Raw genomic sequence first — 23324 nt, forward strand, 5'->3', positions numbered from 1 at the left:
CATGACCCAGCTCACGCTCGGCAAGGCCCTCGGCGCCGGACTGCGCCAGGCCATGCGGGACGACGACCGGGTCGTGCTCCTCGGCGAGGACATCGGCAAGCTCGGAGGGGTGTTCCGCATCACCGACGGACTGCTCGACGAGTTCGGCGCCGCGCGGGTGATCGACACCCCGCTCGCCGAGTCGGGCATCGTCGGCACGGCGGTCGGGCTCGCGTTCCGCGGCTACCGCCCGGTGGTCGAGATCCAGTTCGACGGCTTCGTGTACCCGGCATTCGATCAGATCGTGTCGCAGGTGGCGAAGCTGCACTATCGGACTCAGGGCCGGGTGAAGATGCCCCTCACGATCCGCATCCCGTGGGCCGGAGGCATCGGAGCCGCGGAGCACCACTCCGAGTCGCCGGAGGCCTACTTCGCGCACACCGCCGGGCTGCGCGTCGTCGCGGTGTCGAACCCGCAGGACGCGTACCGCAGCCTGCGCCAGGCGATCGCCTCGGACGACCCTGTCGTCTTCTTCGAGCCCAAGCGCCTCTACCACCACAAGGGCGAGGTCGACCTGGAGGCACCGCTCGCCGACGCGCCGCCGATGGGACTCGCCCGTGTCGTCCGTGCGGGCACGGACGCGACAGTGATCGCCTACGGTGCGATGGTGACGACGGCGCTGCAGGCCGCCGACGCCGCTGAAGACGAGGGGCTGTCGTTGGAGGTCGTCGATCTCCGCTCGCTCTCGCCCGTGGACTACGACTCGGTCGCCGCCTCGGTGCGCAAGACGGGCCGGGTCGTGGTCGCGCACGAAGCCTCCAGGGAAGCCGGGCTCGGTGCCGAGGTCATCGCCAGCATCACCGAGCGCTGCTTCGAGTACCTCGAGCACGCGCCGCTGCGCGTGACCGGACACGACGTGCCGTATCCGCCCGCGAAGCTCGAGAAGTACCATCTGCCCGACCTCGACCGCATCCTCGACGCTGTCGATCGCGTGATGGACCGCCCGAACAGCCTGACGGGAGCGGACGCATGATCGCCGAGTTCCGTCTGCCCGACCTGGGGGAAGGGCTCACCGAGGCGGAGGTCGTGCAGTGGCTCGTCTCGCCCGGCGAGAAGGTGGCGCTGAACCAGACCCTCGCCGAGGTCGAGACCGCGAAGGCCGTGGTGGAACTGCCCTCGCCCTACGAGGGCACCGTGTCCAGCCTGCATGCCGAGGCGGGCGAGACCGTGGCGGTGGGGGCACCGCTCATCGCCTTCGACGTCGCCGGTGAGGAACCGCAGACTCCGACCCCCGCGATCGAGGGTGCCGAGGCCGAAGGCAGCGAGAAGACGCAGCCGAACCTCGTCGGCTACGGTGCTGCTCCCACGACGGCGGGCCGGCCCGCGCGGCGTGCCCGTCGGATCGGTGGCGCGAGTCCGGCGGCGGACACCGCGGTCCTGGAGGCGGCTCCCCACGACGCCTCGCCCTCGGCGTCCGTGGAGACCGTGATCGAACGGCCGCGCTCGACGCCGCCCGTGCGGGCGCACGCGAAGCGCCTCGGCGTCGACCTGGTGCTGGTCGCGGCGGAGGTCGGCGACCGGCTGATCACACGTCAGGATGTCGACGCGTACGCCGAGCGGCTCGCGGCCCGCTCGGACGCGACGCGCACGCCCGCGCCCGTGCCGGGGAGCGCCGCTCGTCCGACCGGCCACCAGCCCGGCCGCGAGACCCGCATCCCGATCCGGGGAGTGCGCAAGCACACCGCGGCGGCGATGGTGCAGAGCGCGTTCACGGCGCCGCACGTCACCGTGTTCCATACGGTCGACGTCACCGCGACGATGGACCTGCTGGCACGACTGCGCGAGGACCGCGCACTCAGTGGCCACCGGATCGGTCCGCTCGCCGTCGTCGCGAAGGCGGTGTGCCTTGCCCTCGGCGGGGCGCCGGGCCTGAACGCGCGGTGGGATGAGGAGGCGGGCGAGATCGTCCAGTACGGCTACGTCGACCTCGGGATCGCCGCGGCGACCGAGCGGGGCCTGATCGTGCCGATGATCCGCGATGCGGAGCGGATGACCCTGGTGGAACTCGCGGATGCCATCGCGGCGCTCGCAGAGACGGCTCGCGCGGGCAAGACGTCGCCCGCGGAGCTGTCCGGCGGCACGTTCTCGATCTCGAACATCGGAGTGTTCGGCGTGGATGCCGGGACGCCGATCCTGCCGCCGGGTCAGTCGGGCATCCTCGCGGTCGGTGCGGTCAGGCGGCAGCCGTGGGAACACGCCGGAGAGATCGCGCTGCGTCAGGTGATGACGCTGAGCCTCTCGTTCGACCACCGGATTGTGGACGGCGCGGAGGGCGCCGCGTTCCTGAAGGCCGTGGCCGACGTGCTCGAGGAGCCCGGCAGGGCGATGCTGCTCAGATGAGGGCGCGCAGCGCCGCCTCCGCCATCGTGACCAGTACGGTCGCGGTGGCGGAGTGCCGCCTCGTCGCGGCTCGCGTGCTGTGGGGCGTCGAGTTGATCAGCCCGAAGCACGCCTGGACGCGCAGCCGGAGTTCGTCGCGGGCGACGTCGTCGCGGGGATCGATCGCGGCGAGCGCGTCCATCCAGAGCTCGATGTAGGCACGCTGGAGCCGGCGGACCTCGGCGCGGTCGGCGTCGGCCAGATGCGCGACGTCGCGGTCCTGCACCTGGATGACCTCGGCGTTGCCGAGCGCGAAGTCCACGTGGAACCGGATGAGCGCGCGCATGCGCTCCTGAGGGTCGGCGGCGGATACCGCCACGCGGTCACCCCCGTCGACCAGGTCGTGGCTGACCTTCACGAGCACGGCACCGAGCAGGGCCTGTTTTCCCGCGAAGTGTCGGTAGACGGCGGGGCCGGAGACGCCGACCGCTGCGCCGATCTCCTCGAGGCTCACGCCGGTGTAGCCGCGGTCGGCGAACAGCCGGGCGGCCGCGTGCAGCAGCGCGTCGGACCGCTCTGCTTTCGCGCGGTCCCTGGCGGTGAGCGGGCTTGTCATCTCAGTTAATCCTCGCTAACCTGAATCATCGGGTTAGTGAACACTAACCGAGAATGCGTGCACCGCGCCAGGGCAGTCCGTGGCGCGGTCGTGGGTCGAGGAGGACATCACGATGCCGGCAACCCAGGAAGATCTGGCGCACGAGCTCCGTGCTCGGATCGCGACCGCCGCCCTCGGCGGTCCGGAGGCGTCGCGCGAACGTCATGTCGCGCGCGGCAAGCTGCTTCCGCGCGACCGGGTCGCGCGGGTGCTCGACGAGGGCAGCCCCTTCATGGAGATCGCTCCGCTGGCGGCGGACGGCCTGTACGGGGGAGAGGCGCCGGGAGCCGGGGTCATCGCGGGTATCGGACTCGTACACGGCCGCCACGTCATGGTCGTCTGCAACGACGCGACAGTGAAGGGCGGCACCTACTACCCGCTCACGGTCAAGAAGCACCTGCGGGCACAGGAGATCGCGCTCGAGAACCGCCTCCCGTGCCTGTATCTCGTCGACTCGGGCGGGGCGTTCCTGCCGCGACAGGACGAGGTCTTCCCCGATCGCGACCACTTCGGGCGCATCTTCTTCCACCAGGCGCGCCTATCGGCCGCGGGTGTTCCGCAGCTCGCCGCCGTGCTCGGGTCGTGCACCGCTGGGGGAGCGTATGTCCCGGCGATGAGCGACGAGACGGTGATCGTGCGCGATCAGGGCACCATCTTCCTGGGCGGACCTCCGCTCGTGAAAGCCGCGATCGGCGAGGTCGTCTCCGCGGAGGAGCTCGGGGGTGGAGAGCTCCACGCGAAGCGCAGCGGCGTCGTCGACCACCTCGCGGAGGATGACGAGCACGCACTGGAGATCCTGCGGGACATCGTCGCGACGCTTCCCGCGCCCGCCTCGCCCGCCTGGGAGGTCGTCGAGAGCAGACCGCCGTCCGAGACGGGCTCACTGTACGACGTGGTCCCGGTGGACGTGAACGCGTCCTACGACGTGCACGTCGTGATCGACCGGCTCGTCGACGGCGATACCTTCCGGGAGTTCAAGGCCGAATACGGCACCACCCTCGTCACCGGCTTCGCGCGCCTCCACGGACACCCGGTCGGCATCGTCGCGAACAACGGCGTGCTGTTCAGCGAGTCGGCGCTCAAGGGCGCCCACTTCATCGAGCTGTGCGACCAGCGCGGCATCCCGCTGCTGTTCCTGCAGAACATCACCGGCTTCATGGTCGGGTCGGACGCGGAGGCCGGAGGGATCGCGAAGGACGGGGCCAAGATGGTCACCGCGGTCGCGACCACCCGTGTCCCGAAGCTCACCGTGATCATCGGCGGGTCGTTCGGGGCGGGCAACTACTCGATGTGCGGACGCGCCTACTCCCCGCGGTTCCTGTGGACGTGGCCGGCGAGCCGCATCTCGGTCATGGGCGGTGCTCAGGCCGCATCGGTCCTGGCCACGGTGAAAGAGGACCAGCTGGCCGCGCGCGGTGAGACCTGGGCGCCCGACGACCGTGCGGCGTTCGAGGAGCCGATCCGCGAGCAGTACGAGCGGCAGGGCGAGCCGTACTACGCCACGGCGCGCCTGTGGGACGACGGCATCGTCGACCCCGCGCAGACCCGCGACCTGCTCGGGCTGGCGCTCGATGTCGTCTCCCGCACCCCGCTGCCCGAACCGCGCTTCGGCGTCTTCCGGATGTGAGTCCCATGTCTTCGTCACCGCGTCTCTCCTTCACCACCGTCCTCGTCGCGAACCGCGGCGAGATCGCCCGACGCATCATCCGCACGCTCCGCGCTCTGGGTATCCGCAGTGTCGCGGTCTACAGCGATGCCGACGCGGGGGCACCCCATGTGCGCGAGGCCGATGTGGCGGTCCGCATCGGGCCGGCTCCGGCGGCCGAGTCCTATCTCGACATCGATGCCGTCGTCGCGGCCGCGCGGGCCACCGGCGCGCAGGCGATCCACCCCGGCTACGGCTTCCTGTCCGAGAGCGTCGGGCTGGCGGAGGCGTGCGCCGAGAGCGGAATCGTGTTCGTCGGCCCCTCCGTGACGGCTCTGCAGGTCATGGGCGACAAGGCCAGGGCGCGGGACCACGTCGCGCGGAGCGGGGTGCCGGTCGTTCCGGGGTTCGACGCACGCGGGCTGTCCGACGCGGAGATCGAGGAGGAGGCGGACGCGGTCGGGTTCCCCCTCCTGGTGAAGCCGAGCGCGGGCGGAGGCGGCAAGGGCATGGAGGTCGTCGCGGACGCGGCCGCACTGCGCCCCGCCCTGTCCTCCGCGCGACGGGTCGCCGCCGCGGCCTTCGGCGACGACGCGCTCATCCTCGAACGGCTCATCGCCCGGCCGCGGCACATCGAGGTGCAGGTCTTCGGCGATGCACACGGCCGGGTGGTGGCGCTGGGTGAGCGCGAGTGCACGCTGCAGCGACGGCATCAGAAGGTCATCGAGGAGGCGCCGTCGGCCGGCATCCCCGAGGACACGCGCGACCGGCTCCTGACGGCGGCGGTGCGCGCGGCGGAGAGCGTCGCCTACGTCGGGGCCGGCACCGTGGAGTTCCTGGTCGATGCGGACGCCCCGGAGAACGTGTTCTTCATCGAGATGAACACGCGCCTCCAGGTCGAGCACCCGGTGACGGAGGAAGTGACCGGGCTCGACCTCGTGGCGCTGCAACTGCAGGTCGCCGACGGTCGTCCCCTCGAGGTCGAGCCGCGCGGGCGGGGTCATGCCGTCGAGGCGCGCGTGTACGCCGAGGCTCCGGAGCGCGGCTTCCTGCCGTCCACCGGGACCGTGCTGCTGTTCGAGGCCCCGGATGGGGTCCGGGTCGACGCGGCTGTCGAGACGGGCAGCGTGGTGACGGGCTACTACGATCCGATGATCGCGAAGGTGATCGCTCACGCCGACGACCGGGCGACCGCCCTCCGCCGCCTGGACGACGCCCTGGCGCGCACCGTGGTGCTGGGGGTCGACACGAACATCGGGTTCCTGAGGCGGCTGCTGCACGACGAGCGTGTCGTCGCGGGCGACCTCGACACGGGGCTGATCGAGACGCTGCTCCCGCTGGAGCCGAGCCGACCCTCCGCATCGCAGCTCGCCGCTGCAGCCGCCGCTCTCCAGCCCGTCGGGGCATCGCCGCGAGCCGCCGACGCGCTGTGGGGACGACTCGCCGGGTGGCGGCTCGGCGCCGATCCCGCTCCGGTCGCGCCCCTCACCGTGCTCACGGATGACGACGCGGTGGTCGAGCTGCACGACGCCGACCCAGGACGTTCGACGGTGCGCGCGGCCGTGGATGCCGACGGGGCGGTGTGGGTCGTCGAAGACGGGGCCACCATGAGGCTTCTGCCCGTGGATCGGCGCGCGCGCCTCCAGCGTCGGCTGGCCGCGACCGGCGACGGTGGTCGCGCGAGCGAGCCGGAGGGACGAGCCCCGATGCCGGGGAGCGTGGTGGCCGTGCACGTCGCGGACGGCGCGGTCGTCGCGGCCGGCGAGCCGCTCGTCGCGATCGAGGCCATGAAGATGGAGCACCAGGTGCTCGCCCCGCACGACGGGGTGGTGCACCTGTTGGTCGCGATCGGCGACCAGGTACGGCGCGACCAACCGGTCGCCCGGGTGACGACGATGGAGGACGACCGATGATCGAGAGCCTGACCGACGAGGAGCGCGAGCTCGCGGGGATGGTGCGGGAGTTCGCCGACACCGTGGTCGCCCCGCAGTCCTACGAGGCCGACCGCACGCACACGCTCTCGATGGACGTGGTCGCGCAGATGGGCGAGCTCGGGCTGTTCGGCCTTCCCTTCCCCGAGGAGTACGGCGGACAGGGCGGCGACTATATGGCGCTCGGCATCGCGATCGAGGCGCTGGGCCGGGTCGACCAGTCGATCGCGATCACGTTGGAGGCGGGGGTCAGCCTGGGCGCGATGCCGATCTACCGGTTCGGCTCGGAGGAGCAGAAGCGCGAGCTGCTGCCTGACCTGCTCGCCGGACGCGCTCTCGCCGGGTTCGGGCTGACGGAGCCGGAGGCGGGAAGCGACGCCGGCGCCACGCGAACCACGGCACGGCTCGACGGTGACGACTGGGTGATCGACGGCTCCAAGCAGTTCATCACCAACTCCGGCACGCCGATCACGCGCTTCGTGACGGTGACCGCCGTGACCGGCGCGCCCGAGGGACGCAAGGAGATCTCGACGATCATCGTGCCCAACGGCACCCCGGGGTTCACGGTCGAGCCGCCCTACGACAAGGTCGGCTGGAACGCCTCGGACACCCACCCGCTCACGTTCGACGGGGCGAGGGTGCCCGCCGGCAACCTGCTGGGGGCGCGTGGCAGCGGGTTCCGCAACTTCCTGAGCATCCTCGACGAGGGTCGCATCGCGATCGCCGCCCTCTCCACCGGTGCGGCCGAGGGGTGCCTGGAGGCGGCGGTCGCCTACGCGAAGAGTCGCACGATCTTCGGCAGCGCGCTCAGCACCCGGCAGAACGCCCAGTTCACGCTCGCCCGCATGCGTGCGCGCGTGCACACCGCGCGACTCGCGTGGCACCATGCCGCCCGGTTGCGCGACGCGGGCTCCCCGTTCGCGGAGGCCGCGGCGATCGCGAAGCTCGTGGCGGGCGAGGCCGCGATGGACAACGCGCGGGATGCGACGCAGATCTTCGGCGGCAACGGCTTCATGAACGAGTTCCCCGTGGCACGCCACTACCGCGACTCCAAGATCCTCGAGATCGGCGAGGGCACGACGGAGGTCCAGCTGCTGGTGATCGCCAGGGCCCTGGGGCTCGCCGGGTAGCGTGGTGGGATGAGCATGCGCGACATCGAGCAGCGCGGACTGTACTTCGAGGAGTTCGACACGGGCGTGCGGTACCTGCATCGACCGGGGCGCACGGCGACCGAGGCCGACAACGTGCTCTTCACGACGCTCACCATGAACACGCAGGCACTGCACCTCGACGCCGCCTTCGCCGACGCCAGCGAGCCGTTCCACGCGCGACTGATCAACTCGATGTGGACCCTGTCCACGATGGTCGGGACCTCGGTGGCGCAGCTCACGCAGGGCACGCTCGTGGCGCAGCTCGGCATGGGCGACATCGCGTTCCCGCACCCGCTGTTCGCGGGCGACACCCTCACCACGGAGACCGTCGTGGAGGAGAAGCGCCTGTCGTCTTCCCGCCCGGGGACGGGGGTCGTGCGGCTCGCGCACACGGGGCGGAACCAGGACGGCACCGTGGTCGCCACGGCCACGCGCACGGTGCTGATCCGCTGCCGCCCGGAGGCGTCCGCATGAGCTTCGACCTCGGCCCCGCGCTGCTGTTCTGCCCGGCGGATCGCCCGGAGCGCTTCGCGAAGGCACTCGACCGCGCCGACGCGGTCATCCTCGACCTGGAGGACGCGGTGCTTCCGGCGGCGAAGGCCGAGGCCAGAGCGAACGTGCGATCGGCCGCGCTCGACCCGGAGCGCGTGATCGTGCGGGTGAACGCGCCGAGCTCCGGCGAGTTCGACGCCGACCTCGCCGCCCTGGCGGAGACGGGCTTCCGGACGGTCATGGTCGCGAAGAGCGAGAGTGCGTCCGATCTCGACCGTCTCGGCGACGCGTACGACCTGATCGCGCTGTGCGAGACGGCGCGCGGTGTCCACGCGGCGCCCGACATCGCGGCGCATCCGCGGGTGGTCGCCCTGATGTGGGGAGCGGAGGATCTGGTCGCCTCACTGGGCGGCACCTCGTCGCGGACCCCGGCCGGCCGTTACCTCGACGTCGCCCGCTACGCCCGCGCCCGCGTGCTGCTCGAGGCGGGGTCGTACGGCAAGGCAGCCATCGATGCCGTGCACGTCGACATCGGCGACCTGGAAGGGCTGCAGCAGGAGGCCGCCGACGCTGCGGCATCCGGCTTCCGCGCCACGGCGTGCATCCACCCGAGCCAGGTGCCCATCGTGCGAGAGGCCTACCGTCCCGACGCCGAGACCGTCGCGTGGGCGAGGGCCGTGCTGGAGGCAGCCGCCACGGAGCGCGGTGTCTTCCGGTTCGACGGTCGCATGGTGGACGAGCCCGTGCTCCGGCACGCGCGCTTCGTGGTCTCCCGCGCCCGCTGAGGCCGCATCATTCACCGCGCGACAGAGCGCCGGGGTGTCAGAGCACGGGCGACTCGTCGAGCAGTCGCAGGTACCCCGGTGCCGCGACGAAGCGGTGCGCCGAGCCGTTGCCCAGCACGGTGCCCTCGCGGGGGAGCGTGCCGCCGGAGACGTGATCGATCACGGCGCGGATCACTCCGCCGTGCGTGACCACGAGCACCGACTCCGCCTGCGGGGCCGAACGCCGTCGCGCCTCCCTGGCGATGCGGTGCAGGGCCGCGATCGCCCTCACCCCGACGTCGGGTAGCGACTCGGCGCCGGGAACTTCCGCGTGCCAGTCGCCGTACGTCGAGATGTAGTCGGGGACCAGGAGTCCCTCGCCCTCGCCGAACTCCCGCTCGCGCAGGTCGGGGACGACACCGGCGATGTCGAGCCCGAGACGCTGCGCGATGATCTCCGCGGTCTCCCTGGCGCGGGAGAGCGGGCTCGTGTACACGGCGTGGTGCGCGGTCCCGGCGAGCTTCTCCGCGGCCCAGCGTGCGTCCTCGCGCCCGGTGTCGTTGAGGGGGATGTCGGTGGAGCCCTGGATGCGCCTCGCGAGGTTCCAGTCGGTCTGTCCGTGGCGGATGAGGGTGAGGTGGGTCACTGCAGCAGCTCCTGGAGGGCGGGAAGGACGTCGCTGGTGCCTGCGGCGAGCGTGGCGTCCGCCCAGGCGTCGGCGCGTGTCGGTTCGCGGTTGACGATGATGAGCGGGATCCCCCGGCGTCGGGCGCGGTCGACGAGCCGCACGCCGGAGTTGACGACCAGGGAGGAGCCAGCGACGATCAGGGCCGTGCTGGAGCGCAGCAGGGATTCGGCCGCGCGGAATCGGTCCTGGGGCACGTACTCGCCGAAGAACACCACGTCGGGCTTGAGCATCCCGCCGCACACCGTGCACGCGGGGATCACGAAGCCGTCCGTGCTCTCGGGCAGCACATCGCCATCCGGTGCGAGGGCCACGTTCTCGGTCACGGTGATCCAGGGGTTGAGCTCCTCGATCTGCACGGCGATGTCGCGTCGGTCGAACACCTGTCCGCAGTGCAGGCACAGGACGCGGCGCATGGTGCCGTGGACCTCGATCACGTGCGAGCTGCCGGCCCGCAGGTGCAGGCCGTCGACGTTCTGGGTGATGACACCGGACACGGTCCCGGCGGTTTCCATCGCGGCGACGGCCAGGTGTCCCGGGTTGGGGGCGGCCTGTGCGAACGCGCGCCAGCCGAGGTGCCCGCCCACCCAGTACCGCCGTCGGGCGGCCTCGTCACCGAGGTACGTCTGGATCGTCATGGGTTCGCTGCGCGTGCGCGCGCCTTCGCCGCGATAGGCGGGGATGCCCGAGTCGGTCGAGATCCCGGCTCCGGTGAGGAAGGCGATGCGCCGGCCGCGGAGCAGGTCGGCGACCCTGCCGAGGGTGGCCGATGACTCGGCGGTGTTCGACGCGCTCACAGGACCTCCCCGTGCGAGTCTACGGCGCGGCGACGGGGCCGGTCTCGCGCTGGCAGAGTGGAGGGATGCACCTGACGTCCGTGACCGACCTCGACGACCCGCGGCTCGACGACTACCGCGGGTTGACGGACACGGCGCTGCGGGCCGTCACCGAGCCGGCCGAGGGGCTCTACATCGCGGAGACGACGACGGTGATCGAGCGCGCGGTGGCGGCCGGTCACCGCCCGCGCTCCGTGCTCGTCGCCGAACGTCGGGTCGAGGAGATGGCGCGTGTGCTCGGAGAGCTGCCGGTCCCGGTGCTGGTCGTTTCCGACGAACTGGCCGAACGCGTCACGGGCTACGCCGTGCACCGCGGAGCCCTCGCGTCGATGCAGCGCCCCGCCCTCGCCCCGGTCGCCGACGTGATCCGCGGGGCCCGGCTCGTGCTGGTGCTGGAGGGGCTGGGTGACCACGCGAACGTGGGAGCGGTGTTCCGTGCGGCCGCCGGGCTGGGGGCCGACGCGGTGCTGGTCTCGGCGCGCTGTGCCGATCCGCTGTACCGCCGGAGCGTGCGGGTGAGCATGGGAACGGTGTTCCAGGTGCCGTGGACCCGCATGGCCGACCTGGGTGAGGGGATGCGCGACCTCACCGCGCAGGGGTTCGACGTCGCCGCTCTCGCCCTCGACGACGGCGCGGTACCGCTGGATGTCTACGCTGCGGAGCGCCCGGAGCGGGTCGCCCTGCTGATGGGCTCGGAGGGGGACGGTCTGTCGCGGGCGGCGCTGGCAGCGGCGGACACCGTGGTGACGATCCCCATGTCGGGCGGCGTCGACTCGCTCAACGTCGCCTCCGCCGCTGCCGTCGCGCTGTGGGCGCTGCAGAACTGACCGATCAGTCGCGGCCGGGGAGGATCACCGGTCCGGGCTCCGGTCGCTTGGCGGCGATGTTGTCGCCCGAGGACTGATGCCGCAGCCGCCGCAGCACCCACGGCACGAGGTGCTCCCGCGCCCAGCCCAGGTCTTCGGCCCTGGCCGCCCGCCACGTACGGAGGGGGAGCGGCTCGGGCTGCATGGCCTCCAGATCGTTCGGGACGTTGAGGGCGCGCAGCACCATGCGGGCCACCTCGTGATGCCCGAGCGCGTTGTAGTGCAGACGGTCGTCGTCGAAGAATCGCGCGTCCTGCACGACCTTGAGCGCCCACTGGTCGGCGACGATGCAGTCGTGCCGCTCCGCGATCGCGCGCACGTTCTCGTTGTAGATCGCGACCTTGCCGCGGAAGGGTCGGAACACCGGGGTGAACCCGGTGTCGATCCCGGTGAACAGGATGACGGCGGCGCCCGTGGACGACAGGCGCGACACGGCGTCCTCGAGCTGGGCGGCGATCGCGTCCGGGTCGGTGCCGGGGCGGATGACGTCGTTGCCGCCCGCGCAGATCGAGATGAGGTCGGGCCGCAGCGCCACGGCGGGCTCGACCTGGTCGGCGACGATCTGCGCGATGAGCTTGCCGCGCACGGCGAGGTTGGCGTACGCGAAGTCGTCGACCTGCTGTGCGAGGACCTCGGCGACGCGATCGGCCCAGCCGCGGTGGGCGCCGGGGTTCACGGGGTCGGGGTCGCCGATGCCCTCGGTGAAGGAATCGCCGATGGCCACGAACCGTCGCCACGGGTGCGGGGTCTCGTTCGGGACGTAGGGGCTCCTGGTCGATTCCTGGTCGCTCATCCGGCTCTCCTTCGCGGGGGCTCACGGGCGGCGGTCGGCCGCTGCGCAGTGACCGAGCCTACCCGTCGGGGGTTCCGCGGGGGCGGACGCGCGCGGCGATCGCGGCGGATGCCGCGGTGTCCCCGGCAGCGATTATCGTGGAGTCGATGCTCTCTCCCTCCTTCCCTCAGCGCGCCCCGTGGGGAACGGCGAGCAAGCTGCGCGCGTGGCAGCAGGAGGCCCTCGACGCCTACTTCCAGGCCGACCAGCGCGACTTCCTCGTCGCTGCGACCCCGGGCGCCGGCAAGACCACGTTCGCGCTGACACTCGCGGTGGAGCTCATGCGGATGGGCGAGGTCGACCGGGTGATCGTGGTGGCCCCGACGGAGCACCTGAAGACGCAGTGGGCCGATGCGGCGGCTCGGGTGCACATCCGGCTCGACCCGCGGTTCCGCAACAGCCACTGGGCCCCCGCCCGGCACTATCACGGCGTCGTCGTCACGTACGCGCAGGTCGCCGCGAAGTCGTCGATCCATCGCCACCTCACGGAAGACGCGAAGACCCTGGTCATCCTCGACGAGGTGCACCACGGCGGCGACGCGCTGAGCTGGGGCGATGCGATCCGCGACGCGTACGGCCCTGCCAAGCGGCGGCTGCTGCTCTCGGGCACCCCGTTCCGGAGCGACACCGCGCCGATCCCGTTCGTGGAGTACCTGCCCGACGAGACGGGCGCCCGCGTGTCCAGCACCGACTACGCGTACGGCTACGGGCGTGCTCTCGCCGACGGTGTCGTCCGTCCTGTCCTGTTCCACATGTACGCGGGCAAGATGCGCTGGCGCACGAGCGCGGGCGACGAGCTGGAGACCCATCTCGGTCAGGACAACACGAAGGACGTCACGTCGCAGGCGTGGCGCACGGCCCTCGACCCCGAGGGCGACTGGATGCCGGCCGTGCTCTCCGCCGCCGACCGTCGCCTCACCGAGATACGCCATCACGTGCCGGACGCGGGCGGGCTCGTGCTGGCGACCGATCAGACGGTGGCCAGGGCGTACGCGAAGATCCTCCACAGCATCACCCGCGAGCAGCCGACGATCGTGCTGTCCGACGATGCCACGGCGTCGGAGCGCATCGAGAAGTTCTCCGCCGGCACGCAGCGCTGGATGGTCGCCGTGCGCATGGTGTCCGAGGGGGTGGACGTGCCGCGGCTCGCGGTGGGCGTGTACGCCACCTCGTCGTCGACCCCGCTGTTCTTCGCGCAGGCGATCGGCCGGTTCGTGCGGGCCCGACGCCGGGGCGAGGCGGCCAGCGTGTTCCTGCCCCACGTGCCCGTGCTGATGAAGCTCGCGAACGAGATGGAGAAGCAGCGCGATCACGCGCTCGACCGCGGCTCGAAAGACGAGGACGGTCTCGACGACTCGCTCCTGGAGAGCGCGAACCGCGAGGAGGAGACCTCCGACGCACTCACCCAGGAGTTCAGCTACCAGGCCATCTCGTCCGTCGCGCACTTCGATCGCGTCGTGTTCGAGGGCAAGGAGTTCGGTCAGCTCGCGGAGCCGAACACGCCGGAGGAGGAGGAGTTCATCGGCTTCCCCGGTCTGCTCGAGCCCGAGCATGTCCACGAGCTCCTGATGCAGCGCCAGGCGCGACAGTCCCGGCACCGGGAGGTGCGCGAGGCCGCGGAGCCGGCGACGGCCACCACGACGCTTCCCGCGCCGCTCCACCGCACCCTCCGCGAGCAGAGGCAGCTGCTGAACAGCCTGGTCGGGTTGTACGCGCGCCAGTCGGGACAACCGCACGGCGCGGTGCACGCCGAGCTCCGGCGCATCTGCGGGGGGCCGGCGGTCGCGCAGGCCACGGTCACTCAGCTGCAGTCGCGCATCGAGGTCCTCCGCAAGCGCGTCCGCTCCTGACCGGGATCACCACCGCGTCTGCTTCGGATCCCCGAAATGCTGGCAATCGGTGCCAGGACGCGGTCGCGCGCTCCGCTCGCGGATAGCGTGGAACGGTTGCCCGCGCATCGGGCACGCTGATTCCTGGAGGACCCATGACTGCCCCTGCCGCCGCGGATTCGACGGCCTCTGACCGCCGCCGATGGGCCCGCTACCTCGTGGAGGAGCGCGCCGAGGGAGCCGTGTACAGCCGCCTCGCCGCCCGTCGGACGGGGGAGGAGCGCGCGATCCTGCTGGGACTGGCCGAGGCCGAACGCCGGCACGAGAAGCACTGGCTCGATCTGCTCGGCGGTGAACCGCGGCGGCTTCCGAGGGCGGGCATGCGCTCGCGTCTTCTCGGCTGGATGGCGGGACGGTTCGGGTCGATCTTCGTCCTCGCGCTGGCGCAGAGTGCCGAGGCTCGGTCGCCGTACGATGCCGAGCGCTGGGCGACCCCTGCGATGCGCGCTGACGAGAAGGTCCACCACGAGGTCGTGCGCGGCCTGGCGGCGCGCGGACGGCGACGGCTCTCCGGCTCCTTCCGTGCGGCGGTGTTCGGCGCCAACGACGGTCTCGTGAGCAATCTCGCCCTCGTGCTCGGCATCGGGGCGACCGGGGTGAGCTCGGGCTTCGTCCTGTTCAGCGGGATCGCCGGCCTGCTGGCCGGGGCGCTGTCGATGGGTGCGGGCGAGTTCGTGTCGGTGCGGTCGCAGCGCGAGCTGCTCGCGGCGACGGAGGCCAATGAGGACGCCGCGGCCGCCGCCGCCGACCTCGACATCGACGAGAACGAACTGGCCCTCGTGTACCGCGCCCGCGGGATGGATCAGACGGAGTCGCTCGCCCGGGCTCGTCGGATCGTGTCGGCCGCCCAGGAGGGCGTGCGTCGGGCGGCCACGGGTCCGGTCGCGGTCCAGGGGGCCGACGACCACGAGATCGTCGGCAGCGACTGGACGGCGGCCATCTCGAGCTTCCTGCTGTTCGCGTCCGGAGCGATCGTGCCCGTCCTCCCGTGGATCTTCGGGCTCGAGGGGCCGACGGCGATCATCGTCGCCCTCGTCCTGGTCGGCATCGCGCTGCTGAGCACGGGAGCCATGGTCGGGGTGCTGTCGGGCGGGCCGCCCCTGCGCCGCGCCCTGCGTCAGCTCGCGATCGGCTTCGGAGCCGCGGCGATCACCTATGCGCTGGGCCTGCTGTTCGGCGTGGGTGCCGTCTGACGGCGAGGCGGTACGACGAAGGCCCCGGATCCGTGGGGATCCGGGGCCTTCGTGTCTGTGCGCGGAGGGGGACTTGAACCCCCACGCCCTATCGGGCACTAGCACCTCAAGCTAGCGCGTCTACCATTCCGCCACCCGCGCAGGTGTGGGATGTGTCGTTGCCGACCGAAGAATGACATTAGCACGTTCTGAAGGGGCGATCGAACTGGGCGCGACGCCCGGGCGTGGCACGCTGTTTCGATAGCCTGGGACGCATGACCGATCCCTCGCTGCCCGAGGTCGCGCGCGTCGCGAGCGACCTCATCCGCTTCGACACATCCAACTACGGAGGCGGAAACGCGAAGGGGGAGCGGGAGGCCGCGGAGTACGTCGGCGCCTATCTGGAGGCGCTCGGGCTGCCGGTCGAGTACTACGAGCCGGTGCCGCGACGCACGAACGTCATGGCGAGGGTGCGGGGACGCGATGCGAGCAAGCCCGCCCTCGTGGTCCACGGTCACCTCGACGTCGTACCGGCGGTCGCCGAGGACTGGAGCGTCGATCCGTTCGCCGGGATCGTGCGCGACGGCATGCTGTGGGGCCGAGGCGCGGTCGACATGAAGAACATGGACGCGATGATCCTCACGTCGGTCGCCGACATCCTCCGCGCGGGGGAGCAGCCGGAGCGCGATCTCGTACTCGCGTTCTTCGCCGACGAGGAGAACGGTGGTGTCGAGGGGTCGGCGCTCGTGGTCAAGGATCGCCCGGAGTGGTTCGCCGGGGCGACCGACGCGATCAGCGAGGTGGGCGGATACTCCATCTCGGTCGACGATCGCCGGGCCTATCTCCTGCAGGTGGGCGAGAAGGCGCTGATCTGGATCCGGCTGGTCGCCACCGGTCGCGCGGGCCACGGCAGTCGTCTGCATGAGGAGAATGCGGTGACCAGGCTCGCCGAGGCCGTCGCCGCGATCGGCCGCACGCGCTGGCCCATCCGACTGACGCCCACTACGACGGCGCTCCTGGAGGGCCTCAGCGCGCTCAGCGGGCGCAGCGTCGACGACCCGGACGCGCTGGCGGCGGCCGCGGGCCCGGCGGAGGCGTTCCTGCGCTCCACGTTCCGCACCACCACCAATCCGACCGTGCTCACCGCGGGATACAAGCACAACGTGATCCCCGAGCGTGCGGAGGCGCTGATCGACGTGCGCGTGATCCCCGGCACGGAGGACGACGTGCTCGCCGAGCTCCAGCAGATCGTGGGCGACGACATCCGCATCGAGACGGTGGTGCGCGACATCGGCATGGAGACGGCGTTCTCCGGCGACCTGGTCGACGCGATGGTCGCGGCTCTCGGACGCCACGATCCGGGCGTTCCGGTCATCCCGTACCTGCTCGGCGCCGGGACCGACAACAAAGCGCTGGCGGCTCTCGGCATCACCGGGTACGGCTTCGCACCGCTGCGACTGCCCGCCGACCTGGATTTCACGGGCATGTTCCATGGAGTCGACGAGCGGGTGCCCGTAGACTCTCTTGTCTTCGGTCAGCGGGTGCTGACCGATCTGCTGCGCACGTACTGAGTGACGCTCGCGCCCTCCGTGCCCTCCCGAGATCTGAAGGCCCTGCCATGCATCTGTTCGAAGCGCTCATCCTGGGGATCGTCCAGGGACTGACCGAGTTCCTCCCGATCTCATCGAGTGCGCATCTGCGCATCCTCGGGACCTTCCTGCCGTCGGGGGAGGACCCGGGTGCGGCGTTCACCGCCATCACGCAGATCGGCACCGAGGCCGCCGTCGTCGTGTTCTTCTGGCGCGACATCGTCCGCATCGTGTCCCAGTGGTTCCGCTCGCTCACCGGCGCGGTGCCGCGCAACGACCCGGATGCGCGCATGGGGTGGCTGATCATCATCGGCAGCGTTCCGATCGTCGTGCTCGGTCTGCTGTTCCAGGACCAGATCGAGACGGTGTTCCGTTCGCTGTGGCTCGTGGCGATCATGCTCATCCTGTTCGGCATCCTGCTCGGAATCGCCGACTACGTGGGCGCCAAGCGGCGCAAGCTCGGAGATCTGACGTATCCGCACGGCATCGCGTTCGGTTTCGCGCAGGCTCTCGCGCTGATCCCCGGCGTCTCGCGGTCGGGCGGCACGATCACGATGGGGCTGTTCCTGGGCTACGAGCGGGCGGCTGCTGCGCGCTATGCCTTCCTGCTCGCGATCCCCGCCGTCTTCGGAAGCGGCTTCTACCAGGTGTTCAAGAGCTGGGGCGAGCCGTCGTTCTTCTCCTTCGGCGACACGCTCGCGGCAACCGGTGTCGCCTTCGTGGTGGCGCTCGGAGTGATCGCGTTCTTCATGAGCTGGATCTCGAAGCGCAGCTTCCTGCCGTTCGTGATCTACCGCATCCTGCTCGGCACCGTGCTGCTCGTGCTGCTGGGCATGGGCGTCATCCCCGCCTGAGCGCGGCGCGTCCCCGTCAGCGCTTGCGGTCGCCCGGACCGTCGTCGCGGCGGCGCAGGTAGCGTTCGAACGCCTGGGCGATCGCGTCGCCGGAGGCATCGGGCGAGTCCCAGGTGTCGCGCGTGCGCTCCAGCTGACGGATGTACTCGGCCATCTCCTCGTCCTCGGATGCCGCAGCGTCGATCGACGCCTCCCATGCGGCTGCCTCGGTGCGCAGGTGCCGGCGGTCGACGTCGACACCGGTGAGCTCCTCGAGTCGGTCGAGGAGGGCGAGCGTCACCTTCGGCGAGGGGGCGGCAGAGGCGACGTAGTGGGGCACGCTGGCCCAGAGGCTGACCGAGGGGATCCCGGCGTTCTCCGCGAAGTGCTCGAACACCGTGAGGATGCCGACGGGACCTTCGTACACCGATCGCTCGAGGCCGTGCGCCTCACGCACCTGGTCGTTCTGGCTCGAGGCGAAGATCGAGATGGGTCGGGTGTGCGGCACGTCCGACAGCATCGCGCCGAGGGTCACGAAACCGGTGACGTCGTCGCGCAGCGCGACGTCGATGAACTCCGAGGCGAACGCCTGCCAGGTGCGGGCGGGCTCGGCGCCGGTGAGCAGCCAGAACTCCGGGCCGGGCCCGGGGTTCCGCGGACGCCAGAGCCCGGCCTCCGGCCAGGTGAGCTGACGGCGCCCCTCCGCATCCATGCGAGTGGCGGGACGCGTGTACTGGTAGTCGAAGTACAGCTCGGGGTCGACGGAATGCACGAGGTCGTAGTCGCCGGACGACTGCAGCGCCGCGATCGCGCCGCTGGCCGCTTCGCCCGCATCGTTCCAGCCGTCGAACGCGGCGATGACGATGCGGGGACCGAGGACATCCACCATGTGCTCCCATCGGGTTCGCGGTTCTGGTCACCCCAGGCTAGCCCGCGACGGCGGGATGTGGGCCGCGCCCGGCTAGCATGGGTTCAGTGAGCAGCAAGCCCCGCGCGGTCCTCTGGGACATGGATGGAACACTCGTCGACACCGAGCCCTACTGGATGGCGGCCGAGACCGCGCTGGTCGAGTCGTTCGGAGGGACCTGGACGCACGAAGACGCCCTGCGGCTCGTCGGCAGCGGGCTCCTCGACAGCGCGATCATCCTGCAGGACGCGGGCGTCGACATGGAGCCGGAGGCGATCGTCTCGCACCTCACCGACGCCGTGCAGCAGGCGTTGCGCACGCAGGGGGTGCCGTTCCGCCCCGGGGCTCGCGAGCTGCTGCGCGACCTGCGCGCCGCCGACATCCGCACGGGCCTGGTCACGATGTCGCTGCGCCGGATGGCCCTGGACGTGGTGGACCTGATCGACTTCGAGGCCTTCGACGTCGTCGTCGCCGGCGACGACGTGGACAATCCCAAGCCCCACCCTGAGCCGTATCTGCAGGCCGCTGCGCTGCTGGATGTCGACATCGCGGAGGTCGTGGTGATCGAGGACTCCCCGACGGGGCTGCGAGCGGGTCTCGCGTCGGGGGCGCTCACGCTGGGGGTGCCGCACATCGTGCCGCTCGACGGCCTCGGCGCCCACCAACTCTGGCCCACACTGCACCTCCGCGGTGCCGCGGACATCGCCGAGCTGTTCGGCGCGCACACGACCACGGAGGCGACCCGATGACGGCGACCCAGCGACCGAGCGGTCCATTCCGCGAGGGCGACCGCGTTCAGCTCACCGGCCCGAAGGGGCGCCTGCACACGGTCACGCTGCGCGAGGACGGCGAGCTGCATACGCACCACGGCGTGCTGCGGCACCGCGACCTGATCGGGCTTCCTGACGGCTCCGTCGTGGCGAACAGCTCCGGGCACGAGTATCTGGCCCTGCGCCCCCTGCTGCGCGACTTCGCGATGTCGATGCCGCGCGGTGCGGCGATCGTCTACCCGAAGGATGCAGCGCAGATCGTGATGCAGGCGGACGTCTTCCCCGGGGCGACGGTGGTCGAGGCGGGCGTCGGCTCCGGCGCGCTGTCCCTGTCGCTGTTGCGCGCGATCGGACCCGCCGGGACCCTGATCTCGTTCGAGCGGCGCGAGGAGTTCGCCGACGTGGCCCGCAGCAATGTGGAGACGTTCTTCGGCGAGACCCCGGACACCTGGCGAGTGGTGGTGGGCGATCTCGTCGAGGCCCTGCCCGCCGAGGTCGAGGCCGGTTCCGTCGACCGGGTCGTCCTCGACATGCTCGCCCCGTGGGAGTGCATCGACGCGGTGGCCGACGCGCTCACACCGGGCGGCGTGGTGCTCTGCTACATCGCGACCGCGACCCAGCTCTCGAGGGTTGCGGAGTACATCCGCGGAACCGGTCTGTTCACCGATCCCGATGCGTCGGAGACGATGGTGCGCGGTTGGCACGTCGAGGGGCTCGCGGTGCGACCGGATCACCGGATGGTGGCGCACACCGGCTTCCTCCTCACGGCCCGCCGGCTCGCGCCCGGCGCGGTCGCGCCGTCGGTCAAGCGGCGCGCGTCGAAGAGCAGCTACAGCGACGCCGACGTCGAGCTGTGGACGCCGGGGGCCGTCGGCGACCGCGAGATCACGGACAAGAACCTCCGCAAGCGGGCTCGCGAGGCGGGAAAGGCCGCCGAAGGCGCGCGCCAGGCCGCCGCGTCGCGCGAATCCGGGCAGTCGACGGAATAGACTGGAGCGCGTGCGTAAAACGTCCGCCGTTCTGGCCACCCTCAGTCTCGCCGCCCTCGCTCTGACCGGGTGCAGCGTGACCGCGTCTTCCGCCGACGCCTCGTGCGATCGCACGGGCCACGCGAACGGCATCGGCGACGCCGTGACTGTCGACGGAGAGGTCGGCTCCACGCCCGACGTCGACATCTTCAGTCCCCTCCGCCTGACCGAGACGTCGTTCACCGACGCGGTGACCGGAGACGGCCGTCGCATCGTCGACGACGCGCAGCCGATCATCGTGCAGCTCTCGATCTACAGCGGCGAGACGGGTGAGAAGGTGTTCGCCACGTCCTACGACAGCGACAGCACGCGCGCGTCCAGCATCGATTCGTGGGCCTCGCAGGCGCCCGGCCTTGCCGACGTCCTCGAGTGCGCGACCGCCGGAAGCCGCGTCGTGGCCGGGCTCACGCCCGACGACTTCGGTGCCGCGAATCTCAAGGGCTTCGGCATGGCGGAGGACGACGTCGCCGTCTTCGTGGTCGACGTCGTTGATGCGTTCCACCCGCGCGCCGAGGGCTCGCTGCAGTTCAACGACGCGCAGGGCATGCCGACCGTGGTCCGTGCTCCCGACGGCACTCCCGGCGTGATCATCCCGGACAGCGCCGCACCGAAGAAGCAGGTCGTGCAGACGCTCATCCTCGGTGACGGAGAGAAGGTCACGAAGGACGACTCTCCGCTCGTTCACTTCACGGCCGTGGGCTGGGACGACAAGAAGGTCATCCAGAGCTCCTGGGGCCAGCAGGCCGTCGACCAGATGGCGCAGATCGCACCCCCCGTGGCTGAGGCCCTGGTGGGGCACCCGGTCGGCTCGCAGGTGCTCGTCGTGCTCCCGAAGACCGAGAACTCCGTCGCGATGGCCGTCGTGGTGGACATCCTCGGCATCGCCCCCTCAGCCGCTCCGTGATGGCCGCCCGGATCCCTGCCGAAGAGCGCCTGACGAACCTCGTCGTGGCGCTGATGGCGACGGAGATCGGGCTGACGAAGCAGCAGATCCTCGACAACGTCTCGGGGTATCGGCAGCGGGCGGACGCGGGTACGCGCTCCGATGCCCTGGAGAAGATGTTCGAGCGCGACAAGGACGAGCTCCGGTCGCTCGGCGTGCCGATCGAGACGATCGGCGATGCTGCCGACCCGAACGATCTCCGGGAGGCGCGGTACCGCATCCCCCAAGCGGAGTACGACCTGCCGAGCGACATCGAGTTCACCGCGGCGGAGCTCGCGGTGCTGCGCTTGGCGGGAAGCGTGTGGAGTGCGGAGTCGGTCTCGGGCGACGCCCAGTCGGGCGTGCGCAAGATCCGCGCTCTCGGTATCGACGGCGATGAGCCGATCATCGGCTTCGCTCCGCGCATCACCGCGCGGGACGCGGCCTTCTCTCCGCTGCAGGACGCGATCGAGCGCAGCCGTGTGGTGTCGTTCGACTATCTGAAGCCCGGGGAGGATGCGCCGCGTCGTCGCCGCGTCCGGCCGTTGGCACTGGTGGACTATGAGGCGCGCTGGCACGTCTACGGGGTCGATGTGGATGTGGAGGAGGACCGCACCTTCCTGCTGAGCCGCATCGTGGGCGACGTGGCGGTGAGCGCGACGTCGTTCGACCCCGCCCTGCGCGAGGGAGCGGGGGAGCGCGCGCTGAGCGGACTCGAGCAGGTCGCGGCGGCGAACTCCGCGCTTCTGGAGGTGACTCCGGGCACCGAGGCCGCGCTGAGGCTCGGACGACGCGCGACCGCCGCCGCGCAGGGCATCCGCGTGCCATTCGTGGACCTGCACATCCTCGCCGACGAGCTGGCCTCGTACGGTCCCGAGGTACGGGTGGTCGAGCCTGCCCCGCTGCGTGACGCCGTGGTCGCCCGGTTGTCCGCTGTCGTGGATGCGCACACCGACACGGGGGCACGCGCATGAGCCCGCAGCAGAAGCCGCTCCTTGCCGCTGATCGCGTACGTCTGTACCTGACACTCGTTCCCTACCTGCTCGAGCACGGGCAGGTATCTCTCGCGGAGGCCGCGGAGGAGTTCGGCGTCACGCCGCGCGAGATGCGCGCGATGGTCGAGAAGCTCACCGTGATCGGATTGCCGGGCGAGGCCGGATTCTGGCAGCAGCCTCAGGAGATGTTCGACATCAACTGGGACCTGCTCGAGCTGGAGGACGTCATCGAGATCACGAACGACGTCGCGCTGCGCCGAGTTCCGCGGTTCACCGCCCGGGAGGCCGCCGCGCTCCTGGCCGGGCTGCAGATGGTGGCGGCCGTTCCGGCGGTCTCCGACTCGGGTCTCGTCGCCGGTCTGATCTCGAAGCTCTCCCGCGGTGCGGCCGATGCCCCCGCCGATGTCGTCGTGGCGCCGAGCGCCGTCGACGAGGTCCGTTCCGTGGTGTCGCGCGGGCTGCAGCAGGGCGTCGCCGTCTCGTTCACCTACCAGGCGCCTGACTCGACTCCGACCACGCGCACCGTCGATCCCGTCCAGATCCTGATCACGAACGGGCAGTGGTACCTGCAGGGATGGTGCCACATGCGAGAAGCGATGCGTACCTTCCACCTGGATCGGGTGAGCGAGCCGACGCTGACCGACATCCCCAGTACCCACGGCGGTGACCAGGTTCCCGAGGCGTTCGCCGGTCTGGAGGACGAAGGCGAGGTCACGGTGCGCGTGCCGGAGCGGCTCGCCCCGCTGCTCAGCGGGTTCCTGCCGGCGGAAGCGATGGAGCCCGCGAACGGCGTCGTGACGGCCCGTCTGCATCTGGCGGACCCGCGCGGCATCAAGCGCCTCGCGGCCAGGTTCGGCGGAGCGATGGAAGTCCGGGAGCCGGGAGTCGCTCGGTTGGCGACGCGTGAGTGGGCGGAGGCGGGACTCGCGCTGTACCACCAGCCCGATACGCAGGATTGATCTGTAGACTGGGGACGAAAGCCCCCCGACGACGGGAATGTCGAT

General features: G+C 71.1%; 22 protein-coding genes and 1 tRNA gene. 17 read left to right on the forward strand and 6 right to left on the reverse strand.

Translation table 11 applies throughout. From position 1 onward, the window contains the following. Position 1 precedes the first annotated feature (1 nt). Positions 2 to 1012 carry an alpha-ketoacid dehydrogenase subunit beta gene (locus tag ACWH95_RS13590; protein ID WP_136032316.1) on the forward strand — a complete coding sequence of 337 codons (1011 nt, stop codon included), beginning with the start codon at positions 2 to 4 and terminating at the stop codon, positions 1010 to 1012. Beyond that, a complete protein-coding gene (locus ACWH95_RS13595) occupies positions 1009 to 2379 on the forward strand; it encodes a dihydrolipoamide acetyltransferase family protein (protein WP_454120818.1) in 1371 nt (456 codons plus the stop codon). Before ACWH95_RS13590 ends, ACWH95_RS13595 begins: the two co-directional genes overlap by 4 nt. On the opposite strand, the gene ACWH95_RS13600 is transcribed toward ACWH95_RS13595, so the two are convergent. Continuing rightward, complete coding sequence (locus tag ACWH95_RS13600; RefSeq protein WP_136032319.1) at positions 2372 to 2974, reverse strand: TetR/AcrR family transcriptional regulator; 603 nt, start codon at positions 2972 to 2974, stop codon at positions 2372 to 2374. The two genes, ACWH95_RS13595 and ACWH95_RS13600, sit on opposite strands and share 8 nt — an antisense overlap. 112 nt (positions 2975 to 3086) lie before the next feature. On the opposite strand from ACWH95_RS13600, the gene ACWH95_RS13605 reads away from it, so the two are divergent. The 5 genes from ACWH95_RS13605 to ACWH95_RS13625 are packed head-to-tail and all read left to right on the forward strand — an operon-like array spanning position 3087 to position 9017. Continuing rightward, on the forward strand, positions 3087 to 4640 hold the full coding sequence (locus ACWH95_RS13605) for a carboxyl transferase domain-containing protein (RefSeq protein ID WP_136032321.1): 1554 nt from the start codon (positions 3087 to 3089) through the stop codon (positions 4638 to 4640). 5 nt (positions 4641 to 4645) lie between these two features. Further along, positions 4646 to 6571: an acetyl/propionyl/methylcrotonyl-CoA carboxylase subunit alpha gene (locus ACWH95_RS13610; protein ID WP_136037360.1), complete on the forward strand. Its 1926-nt coding sequence runs from the start codon at positions 4646 to 4648 to the stop codon at positions 6569 to 6571. Then, positions 6568 to 7719, forward strand: coding sequence for an acyl-CoA dehydrogenase family protein (locus tag ACWH95_RS13615; RefSeq protein ID WP_136032325.1), 1152 nt, complete (start codon positions 6568 to 6570; stop codon positions 7717 to 7719). The genes ACWH95_RS13610 and ACWH95_RS13615 overlap by 4 nt, the downstream gene beginning before the upstream one ends. 9 nt (positions 7720 to 7728) lie before the next feature. Next, a complete protein-coding gene (locus ACWH95_RS13620; protein WP_247638770.1) occupies positions 7729 to 8214 on the forward strand; it encodes a MaoC family dehydratase in 486 nt (161 codons plus the stop codon). Then, positions 8211 to 9017: an HpcH/HpaI aldolase/citrate lyase family protein gene (locus ACWH95_RS13625; protein WP_454120819.1), complete on the forward strand. Its 807-nt coding sequence runs from the start codon at positions 8211 to 8213 to the stop codon at positions 9015 to 9017. Before ACWH95_RS13620 ends, ACWH95_RS13625 begins: the two co-directional genes overlap by 4 nt. A 37-nt stretch (positions 9018 to 9054) precedes the next feature. Here ACWH95_RS13625 and ACWH95_RS13630 read toward each other — a convergent pair whose 3' ends face one another. Next, positions 9055 to 9642 carry a histidine phosphatase family protein gene (locus ACWH95_RS13630; RefSeq protein WP_136032331.1) on the reverse strand — a complete coding sequence of 196 codons (588 nt, stop codon included), beginning with the start codon at positions 9640 to 9642 and terminating at the stop codon, positions 9055 to 9057. Beyond that, on the reverse strand, positions 9639 to 10478 hold the full coding sequence (locus tag ACWH95_RS13635; protein WP_454120820.1) for a Sir2 family NAD-dependent protein deacetylase: 840 nt from the start codon (positions 10476 to 10478) through the stop codon (positions 9639 to 9641). Before ACWH95_RS13635 ends, ACWH95_RS13630 begins: the two co-directional genes overlap by 4 nt. 65 nt (positions 10479 to 10543) lie before the next feature. Here ACWH95_RS13635 and ACWH95_RS13640 point away from each other — a divergent pair, with 65 nt between their 5' ends. Then, complete coding sequence (locus tag ACWH95_RS13640) at positions 10544 to 11344, forward strand: TrmH family RNA methyltransferase (RefSeq protein WP_454120821.1); 801 nt, start codon at positions 10544 to 10546, stop codon at positions 11342 to 11344. Between the two features lie 4 nt (positions 11345 to 11348). Here the strand turns inward: ACWH95_RS13640 and ACWH95_RS13645 are convergent, their stop codons facing one another. Further along, positions 11349 to 12176, reverse strand: coding sequence for an SGNH/GDSL hydrolase family protein (locus tag ACWH95_RS13645; RefSeq protein ID WP_136032337.1), 828 nt, complete (start codon positions 12174 to 12176; stop codon positions 11349 to 11351). 146 nt (positions 12177 to 12322) lie between these two features. On the opposite strand from ACWH95_RS13645, the gene ACWH95_RS13650 reads away from it, so the two are divergent. Both ACWH95_RS13650 and ACWH95_RS13655 read left to right on the forward strand, forming a co-directional pair. Next, the gene (locus ACWH95_RS13650) at positions 12323 to 14065 is read left to right on the forward strand and encodes a DEAD/DEAH box helicase (RefSeq protein ID WP_136032340.1); all 1743 of its coding nucleotides are present in this window, start codon (positions 12323 to 12325) and stop codon (positions 14063 to 14065) included. A gap of 134 nt (positions 14066 to 14199) precedes the next feature. Then, positions 14200 to 15297, forward strand: a complete 1098-nt coding sequence (locus ACWH95_RS13655; RefSeq protein ID WP_454120822.1) for a VIT1/CCC1 transporter family protein — start codon at positions 14200 to 14202, stop codon at positions 15295 to 15297. A gap of 58 nt (positions 15298 to 15355) precedes the next feature. Here ACWH95_RS13655 and ACWH95_RS13660 read toward each other — a convergent pair. Then, positions 15356 to 15438 (reverse strand) — tRNA-Leu (locus ACWH95_RS13660). A gap of 113 nt (positions 15439 to 15551) precedes the next feature. On the opposite strand from ACWH95_RS13660, the gene ACWH95_RS13665 reads away from it, so the two are divergent. Together ACWH95_RS13665 and ACWH95_RS13670 are read left to right on the forward strand one after the other, a co-directional pair. Next, positions 15552 to 16847, forward strand: coding sequence for a M20/M25/M40 family metallo-hydrolase (locus ACWH95_RS13665; protein WP_247638773.1), 1296 nt, complete (start codon positions 15552 to 15554; stop codon positions 16845 to 16847). Between the two features lie 47 nt (positions 16848 to 16894). After that, entirely contained in the window at positions 16895 to 17719 is an 825-nt protein-coding gene (locus ACWH95_RS13670) for an undecaprenyl-diphosphate phosphatase (RefSeq protein WP_136032346.1), read from the forward strand. Between the two features lie 16 nt (positions 17720 to 17735). Here ACWH95_RS13670 and ACWH95_RS13675 read toward each other — a convergent pair whose 3' ends face one another. Next, the gene (locus ACWH95_RS13675) at positions 17736 to 18584 is read right to left on the reverse strand and encodes a PAC2 family protein (protein ID WP_136032441.1); all 849 of its coding nucleotides are present in this window, start codon (positions 18582 to 18584) and stop codon (positions 17736 to 17738) included. A gap of 89 nt (positions 18585 to 18673) precedes the next feature. Between ACWH95_RS13675 and ACWH95_RS13680 the strand changes: the two genes are divergently transcribed. Genes ACWH95_RS13680 through ACWH95_RS13700 form a run of 5 tightly spaced genes read left to right on the forward strand, consistent with a single transcriptional unit; the run spans position 18674 to position 23279 of the window. Then, a complete protein-coding gene (locus ACWH95_RS13680; protein WP_206251255.1) occupies positions 18674 to 19354 on the forward strand; it encodes an HAD family hydrolase in 681 nt (226 codons plus the stop codon). Next, positions 19351 to 20364: a tRNA (adenine-N1)-methyltransferase gene (locus tag ACWH95_RS13685; RefSeq protein ID WP_136032350.1), complete on the forward strand. Its 1014-nt coding sequence runs from the start codon at positions 19351 to 19353 to the stop codon at positions 20362 to 20364. Before ACWH95_RS13680 ends, ACWH95_RS13685 begins: the two co-directional genes overlap by 4 nt. A gap of 10 nt (positions 20365 to 20374) precedes the next feature. Continuing rightward, the gene (locus ACWH95_RS13690; protein WP_454120823.1) at positions 20375 to 21307 is read left to right on the forward strand and encodes an FKBP-type peptidyl-prolyl cis-trans isomerase; all 933 of its coding nucleotides are present in this window, start codon (positions 20375 to 20377) and stop codon (positions 21305 to 21307) included. Then, on the forward strand, positions 21307 to 22299 hold the full coding sequence (locus ACWH95_RS13695) for a helix-turn-helix transcriptional regulator (protein WP_136037354.1): 993 nt from the start codon (positions 21307 to 21309) through the stop codon (positions 22297 to 22299). Before ACWH95_RS13690 ends, ACWH95_RS13695 begins: the two co-directional genes overlap by 1 nt. After that, the gene (locus tag ACWH95_RS13700; protein ID WP_454120824.1) at positions 22296 to 23279 is read left to right on the forward strand and encodes a helix-turn-helix transcriptional regulator; all 984 of its coding nucleotides are present in this window, start codon (positions 22296 to 22298) and stop codon (positions 23277 to 23279) included. Before ACWH95_RS13695 ends, ACWH95_RS13700 begins: the two co-directional genes overlap by 4 nt. Positions 23280 to 23324 lie beyond the last annotated feature (45 nt).

This window comes from Microbacterium sp. NPDC055502, from assembly GCF_053643635.1.

Excerpts from the sequence above, each read along its gene's own strand:
- ACWH95_RS13590 (WP_136032316.1), top strand. The coding sequence starts at position 2 with ATGACCCAGCTCACGCTCGGCAAGGCCCTCGGCGCCGGACTGCGCCAG.
- ACWH95_RS13595 (WP_454120818.1), top strand. The coding sequence starts at position 1,009 with ATGATCGCCGAGTTCCGTCTGCCCGACCTGGGGGAAGGGCTCACCGAG.
- ACWH95_RS13600 (WP_136032319.1), bottom strand. The coding sequence starts at position 2,974 with ATGACAAGCCCGCTCACCGCCAGGGACCGCGCGAAAGCAGAGCGGTCC.
- ACWH95_RS13605 (WP_136032321.1), top strand. The coding sequence starts at position 3,087 with ATGCCGGCAACCCAGGAAGATCTGGCGCACGAGCTCCGTGCTCGGATC.
- ACWH95_RS13610 (WP_136037360.1), top strand. The coding sequence starts at position 4,646 with ATGTCTTCGTCACCGCGTCTCTCCTTCACCACCGTCCTCGTCGCGAAC.
- ACWH95_RS13615 (WP_136032325.1), top strand. The coding sequence starts at position 6,568 with ATGATCGAGAGCCTGACCGACGAGGAGCGCGAGCTCGCGGGGATGGTG.
- ACWH95_RS13620 (WP_247638770.1), top strand. The coding sequence starts at position 7,729 with ATGAGCATGCGCGACATCGAGCAGCGCGGACTGTACTTCGAGGAGTTC.
- ACWH95_RS13625 (WP_454120819.1), top strand. The coding sequence starts at position 8,211 with ATGAGCTTCGACCTCGGCCCCGCGCTGCTGTTCTGCCCGGCGGATCGC.
- ACWH95_RS13640 (WP_454120821.1), top strand. The coding sequence starts at position 10,544 with ATGCACCTGACGTCCGTGACCGACCTCGACGACCCGCGGCTCGACGAC.
- ACWH95_RS13645 (WP_136032337.1), bottom strand. The coding sequence starts at position 12,176 with ATGAGCGACCAGGAATCGACCAGGAGCCCCTACGTCCCGAACGAGACC.
- ACWH95_RS13650 (WP_136032340.1), top strand. The coding sequence starts at position 12,323 with ATGCTCTCTCCCTCCTTCCCTCAGCGCGCCCCGTGGGGAACGGCGAGC.
- ACWH95_RS13655 (WP_454120822.1), top strand. The coding sequence starts at position 14,200 with ATGACTGCCCCTGCCGCCGCGGATTCGACGGCCTCTGACCGCCGCCGA.
- ACWH95_RS13665 (WP_247638773.1), top strand. The coding sequence starts at position 15,552 with ATGACCGATCCCTCGCTGCCCGAGGTCGCGCGCGTCGCGAGCGACCTC.
- ACWH95_RS13670 (WP_136032346.1), top strand. The coding sequence starts at position 16,895 with ATGCATCTGTTCGAAGCGCTCATCCTGGGGATCGTCCAGGGACTGACC.
- ACWH95_RS13685 (WP_136032350.1), top strand. The coding sequence starts at position 19,351 with ATGACGGCGACCCAGCGACCGAGCGGTCCATTCCGCGAGGGCGACCGC.
- ACWH95_RS13695 (WP_136037354.1), top strand. The coding sequence starts at position 21,307 with ATGGCCGCCCGGATCCCTGCCGAAGAGCGCCTGACGAACCTCGTCGTG.
- ACWH95_RS13700 (WP_454120824.1), top strand. The coding sequence starts at position 22,296 with ATGAGCCCGCAGCAGAAGCCGCTCCTTGCCGCTGATCGCGTACGTCTG.